At 75.6% G+C, this 5,219-nt stretch carries 2 protein-coding genes and 1 pseudogene; 1 reads left to right on the forward strand and 2 read right to left on the reverse strand.

Annotated elements, in window-relative coordinates:
- A partial coding sequence (locus CCN33_RS27505) for a cation-translocating P-type ATPase (protein ID WP_086696125.1) occupies positions 1-3,595 on the forward strand: 3,595 nt, incomplete at its 5' end.
- Here CCN33_RS27505 and CCN33_RS27510 read toward each other — a convergent pair.
- Both CCN33_RS27510 and CCN33_RS33295 read right to left on the reverse strand, forming a co-directional pair.
- Positions 3,592-4,935 (reverse strand): nucleobase:cation symporter-2 family protein, encoded by a 1,344-nt coding sequence (locus tag CCN33_RS27510; RefSeq protein ID WP_086696126.1) that lies wholly within the window; start codon positions 4,933-4,935, stop codon positions 3,592-3,594. The two genes, CCN33_RS27505 and CCN33_RS27510, sit on opposite strands and share 4 nt — an antisense overlap.
- A gap of 137 nt (positions 4,936-5,072) precedes the next feature.
- A pseudogene (locus CCN33_RS33295) lies at positions 5,073-5,219 on the reverse strand (NADP oxidoreductase); the annotation flags it as partial.

A 5,219-nucleotide genomic window follows, 5' to 3' on the forward strand; every position in this document is an offset into this window, starting at 1 on the left:
CCAGCTCGCCGAGACCGTGGCCCGCGCCGCCGCCTTCGACTCCCTGCACGACGAGCTCTGCGGACCCGAGCGCCTCAGTGTCGCCCCCACCGGCTCCCCCCGCCCACCGCTGCGCGAGTCCCCGGCGCAGGTGTACGCCGCCCACGCCTCGGCGGGCAGCGTGCTCGGCGCCCTGGCCGCGCTGCTGGTCAAACGGGACCTGAACTCCGTCGCCGAGGCTGCCCTCTCCGGCTCGCCCAAGGCCGCCCGGTACGCCCCCGCCGCCTTCCACGCCGTCCTCGGCACCGCCCTCGCCCGCGCCGACGTGCTGGTCCGCGACCCGGAACGGCTCAGACAGCTGGAGATGGCCGGCACCCTCCTGCTGCACCCGAGCGCGCTGCACACCGACGAGGGGCTCCCCGACCCGTGGACCGAGGCCGTGCTGGACGCGGCCCGCCGCGCCCGGCTGCGCGTCGTCCTCGTCGACGACCCGGCGCTGGAGGACTTCAGCGGGCTCGCGGACCAAGTGGTCGACGCCAGAAGGCCGTTGGACGACGTCGTCCACGCCCTGCGCGGAGAACTGGACGCCGGGGACGAGGAGGGCGGCGGGGAACGCGTCGTCATCACCGTCGCCCGGCCGCGCGCCCTGGCGGAGACCGACGTACTGGCCGGGCTCGACGCCGCCGACATCGCCGTCGCGCTCACCGACCTGGAGGGAGCCGTCGTCTGGGGCGCCGACATCCTCGCCCCGCACGGCCTGGCCGACGTCTGGCGGCTGCTCACCGCGATCCCGGCCGCCCGGGCGACCGGCAGCCGGGGCCAGCTCCTGGCCCGCTCCGGTGCCGCACTCTCCGGGCTGCTGGTGGCCATCGGCGAGGCCCGGCGCGACCGGGGGCGCCGCTCGGTCCTTCCCGGGATGCGGCACGCCCCCGTCGACACCGGCGCGCTCACCGCGCTGGTGTACGGCGTCTGGGCCGCCCTGAAGGTGGCCGCCGCCCGCGCCCCGCACCCGCGCGCCCGCGTGCACTGGCACGAACTGGACCCCGACGAGGCGGTGGACCGCCTGGACCGTGAGGCACCCCCCGAGCCGGGCGTGCTGGAGCGGGCCGCCACCGAGGCCCGCAGGACGGCCGGCCGGATCGCCCGCGTCCCCGCCCTCGCCCCGGCCCGCTTCACCTGGCAGCTCGGCCGGGCCGTACGCGGCGAGCTGGACGATCCGCTCACCCCGGTGCTGGCCGTCGGCTCCGCCGCCTCCGCGATCCTCGGCTCGGTCGTCGACGCCCTGCTCGTCGTCGGCGCCCTCGACCTCAATGCGCTGGTCGGCGGGGTCCAGCGGCTGCGCGCCGAGCGGGCGCTGTCCGGGCTGCACGCCGAGCAGCAGCGCAAGGCACGGGTCGCGCCCCCGCCGGAGGAGGCGCCCGCAGGCGGCACCCGCACCGTGGACGCCGGACAGCTGCTGCCCGGCGACGTGATCGACCTGAAGGGCGACGACGTGGTCCCCGCCGACGCCCGGTTGCTCCGGCAGGACGGCCTGGAGGTGGACGAGTCCGCGCTGACCGGCGAGTCCCTGCCCGTGCACAAGCACGTGGGGGCCACCCCGCACGCGGCCGTCGCCGACCGGCGCTGCATGGTCTTCGAGGGCACCACCGTCGTCGCCGGCACCGCGCAGGCCGTCGTCGTCGACATCGGCGAGCGCACCGAGGCCGCCCGCGCCGTCCACCTGGCCGCCCGCACGCCCCCGGCGGCCGGGGTGCAGGCCCGGCTCCAGGAACTCACCCGCAAGGCGCTCCCGTTGACGCTGGCGGGCGGGGCGGCCGTGACCGGGCTCGCCCTGCTGCGCGGCACCCCGGTGCGCGAGGCGGTCAGCGGTGGCGTGGCCGTCGCGGTCGCCGCCGTGCCCGAGGGGCTGCCGCTGGTCGCCACCGTCGCCCAGCTCGCCGCCGCCCGCAGACTGAGCCGCGACGGCGTCCTCGTCCGCACCCCGCGCACCCTGGAGGCGCTGGGCCGGGTCGACACCTTCTGCTTCGACAAGACCGGCACCCTCACCGAGAACCGGCTCCGGGTGGTCCGGGTCTCGGACGCCGAGGGCGCCGAGTGGGCGGCCGGTGAGGCGGGCGAGCCGGGACCCGCCGCGACCCTGCGCCGCGCCGCACGGGCCTGCCCGCGCGTCAACGGCAGCTCCGGGCGCCCGGTGCACGCCACCGACGAGGCCGTCATCGACGCGGCCGCCGCCGACCCGGGCTGGACCCAGCTCGGCGGCCTCTCCTTCGAGGCCGCGCGGGGGTACGCGGCCGCCGTGGGCCGCGACGGCGACGGCCCCCGCACCCTGGTCGTCAAGGGCGCGCCCGAGACCGTCCTGCCCGGCTGCGCGGACCTCTCCGCCGGCGCCCACGACTCCGCGCACTCCCTGGCCGGTGCCGGACTGCGCGTCCTGGCGGTGGCCATGCGGCGCCTCGACGAGGGCGAGACGGAGTCCGACGCCCTGCAAGGGCCGCTGCACGGCCTTGAGTTCACCGGTCTGCTTGCCCTCTCCGACGTACCCCGCGAGACCTCCGAGGCGCTGGTGCGCGGCCTCTACGAGGAGGGCGTACGGCCGGTCATGCTCACCGGCGACCATCCGCAGACCGCCCGTGCCATCGCCCGGGAACTCGGGTGGCCCGAGGACACCGAGGTGGTCACCGGCGACGAACTGGCCGCCGCGGACCGGCGCTCCCGCGCCCGGATGCTGCGGGACGCCGGGGTCGTCGCCCGCGTCGCGCCCGAGCAGAAACTCCAGGTCGTGGAGGCGCTGCGGGACGCCGGACGGGTGGTCGGCATGGTCGGCGACGGTGCCAACGACGCCGCCGCGATCCGGGCCGCCGACATCGGGGTGGGCATCAGCGCGCGGGGCTCGGCCGCCGCGCGCAACGCCGCCGACATCGTCCTCACCGACGACGACCTGACCGTCCTCATCGACGCCATCGGCGAAGGGCGTTCGCTGTGGCACAGCGTCGCGGACGCCATCGCCATCCTCATCGGCGGCAACGCGGGCGAGGTCGGCTTCGGCATCCTCGGCACCCTGCTGTCCGGTACCGCCCCGCTGTCCACCCGGCAGATGCTGCTGGTCAACCTCTTCACCGACCTCTTCCCCGCCATGGCGGTGGCCGTGACCCCGAAGGACGGCGACGAGACCGAGGTGCGCAACCGCACGGCCTCCCCGGAGGACGCGGCGGGCGGGGTGCTCGGGGCCCCGCTGATCCGGCAGATCCGGCACCGCGCCCTGACCACCGCGCTGGGCGCCGTCACCGCCTGGCTCATCGGCCGCTTCACCCCCGGCACCGCCCGCCGGGCCAGCACCATGGCGCTGTGCGGCGTCGTCGGCACCCAGCTCGTGCAGACCCTCCTCGACCGCCGGGACAGCACCCTGGTCCGGGTCACCGCCCTCGGCTCCGCCGCGGTCCTGGTGGCGGTCATCCAGACCCCCGCCGTCAGCCGCCTGGTCGGCTGCTCCCCGCTCGGCCCGGTGGCCTGGGCGGGCGTCGCCGTGGCCATCGCCGCCGCCCTGGCCGCCCAGCGGACGCTGCCCCGGCTGGAGGAGATCGTCGCGGGACTGGTGCCGACGGAGGAACCGGCCTAGACGCTCTCCTCGACCGGCGCGGAAGCCTCCTCGGCCTTCCGGCCGCCGAGGTGGTTGAACAGCAGGTTGAGCACGATCGCCGTCAGGCACCCCGCGCTGATGCCGCTGTTCATGACCGTCTGGAACCAGTCCGGGAACTTCGCGTACACCGTCGGCACGCCCACCGGGAGCATGCCGACGGCGACCGAGACCGCGACGACGGTCAGGTTGTGGTTGTCCCGGAAGTCCACGCGGGCCAGGGTGCGCAGGCCGCTCGCCGCGACCGTGCCGAACATGACCAGGCCCGCCCCGCCGAGCACCGGAGCGGGGACGGCGGCCACGACGGCTCCCAGCTTGGGCAGCAGCCCGAGGAGGACGAGAAGGGCACCCGCGGCGGCGACCACCCACCGGCTGCGCACCCGTGTCATGCCGACCAGGCCGACGTTCTGCGCGTACGCGGTGTAGGGGAAGGTGTTGAAGACGCCGCCCAGCACGGTCGACAGGCCGTCCGCGCGCAGCCCGTCCGCGAGAGAGCGCGGCTCGACCTCGCGACCGGTGAGCTCGCCCACCGCGATGACGTCACCGGTGGTCTCCGTCATCGTCACCAGCGCCACCACCAGCATGGACACGATCGCGGACCCCCGGAACTCCGGTGCCCCGAAGTGGAACGGCGTGCTGATCCCCACCCAGTCCGCGTCCGCGACCCCGCCGAAGTCGGTGAAGCCGAACGGCACCGCGACGGCCACACCCACCACGATGCCGGTCAGCACGGCCACCCGGGCCAGGAAGGGCGGGGCGAAGCGCTGCACAGCCAGCACCACCAGCAGGACGAACGCGGCCAGCGCCAGATTCCGGGGCGCCCCGAAGTCCTTCGCGCCCGCTCCGCCGGCCGCCCAGTTGCCCGCGACCGGGAGCAGGGAGACCCCGATGATCAGGATGACGGTGCCGGTGACCAGCGGCGGGAAGAACCGCAGCAGCCGGCCGAAGACCGGCGCCAGCAGCATGATCGCCAGCCCCGCGACGATCACCGAGCCGTAGATCGCGGGCAGTCCGCCGCCGGTCGTACCGATCAGCACCATCGGCGAGACGGCCGCGAAGGTGCACCCCTGCATGATCGGCAGCCGTACCCCGAACCGCCAGAAGCCGACGCACTGGATCAGCGTCGCCACCCCGCACACCAGCAGGTCGGCGGTGATCAGATACGCCAGGTCGGCGGGGGAGAGCCGCAGGGCGCCGCCTACGATCAGCGGCACGGCCACGGCGCCCGCGTACATGGCGAGCACATGCTGAAGCCCGAAGGCCGCGAGCTGCCGTACCGGGGGTATCTCGTCGACGGGGTGCACTTCGGCGGTCGTGGCCATGGGGCCTCCTGAGCGGCGGGCGGGGAGCGGCAACCGGACAGCACGAGACCGTAGGCGCCTTGAACAATTTGTTGATTTCCGGTGCGTTGCCGCTGTGTGTCATGCCCACGTGGACGGGGGAGACACCCTCCACCGTGCTACTCCGACCGCGCCGCCGCCCACAGCGCGTCCCAGTCGGACAGCTTGACGCGGTTGCGGCCGAGGGTCGCACCCAGTTCCGCCTCGGCCCGCTCGATCGCCAGCCAGCCCGGCCACGCCACCGGGTCGGCGCCCGCCGCCCGCAG

The organism is Streptomyces recifensis (genome assembly GCF_002154615.1).
Taxonomy (GTDB): domain Bacteria; phylum Actinomycetota; class Actinomycetes; order Streptomycetales; family Streptomycetaceae; genus Streptomyces; species Streptomyces griseoluteus.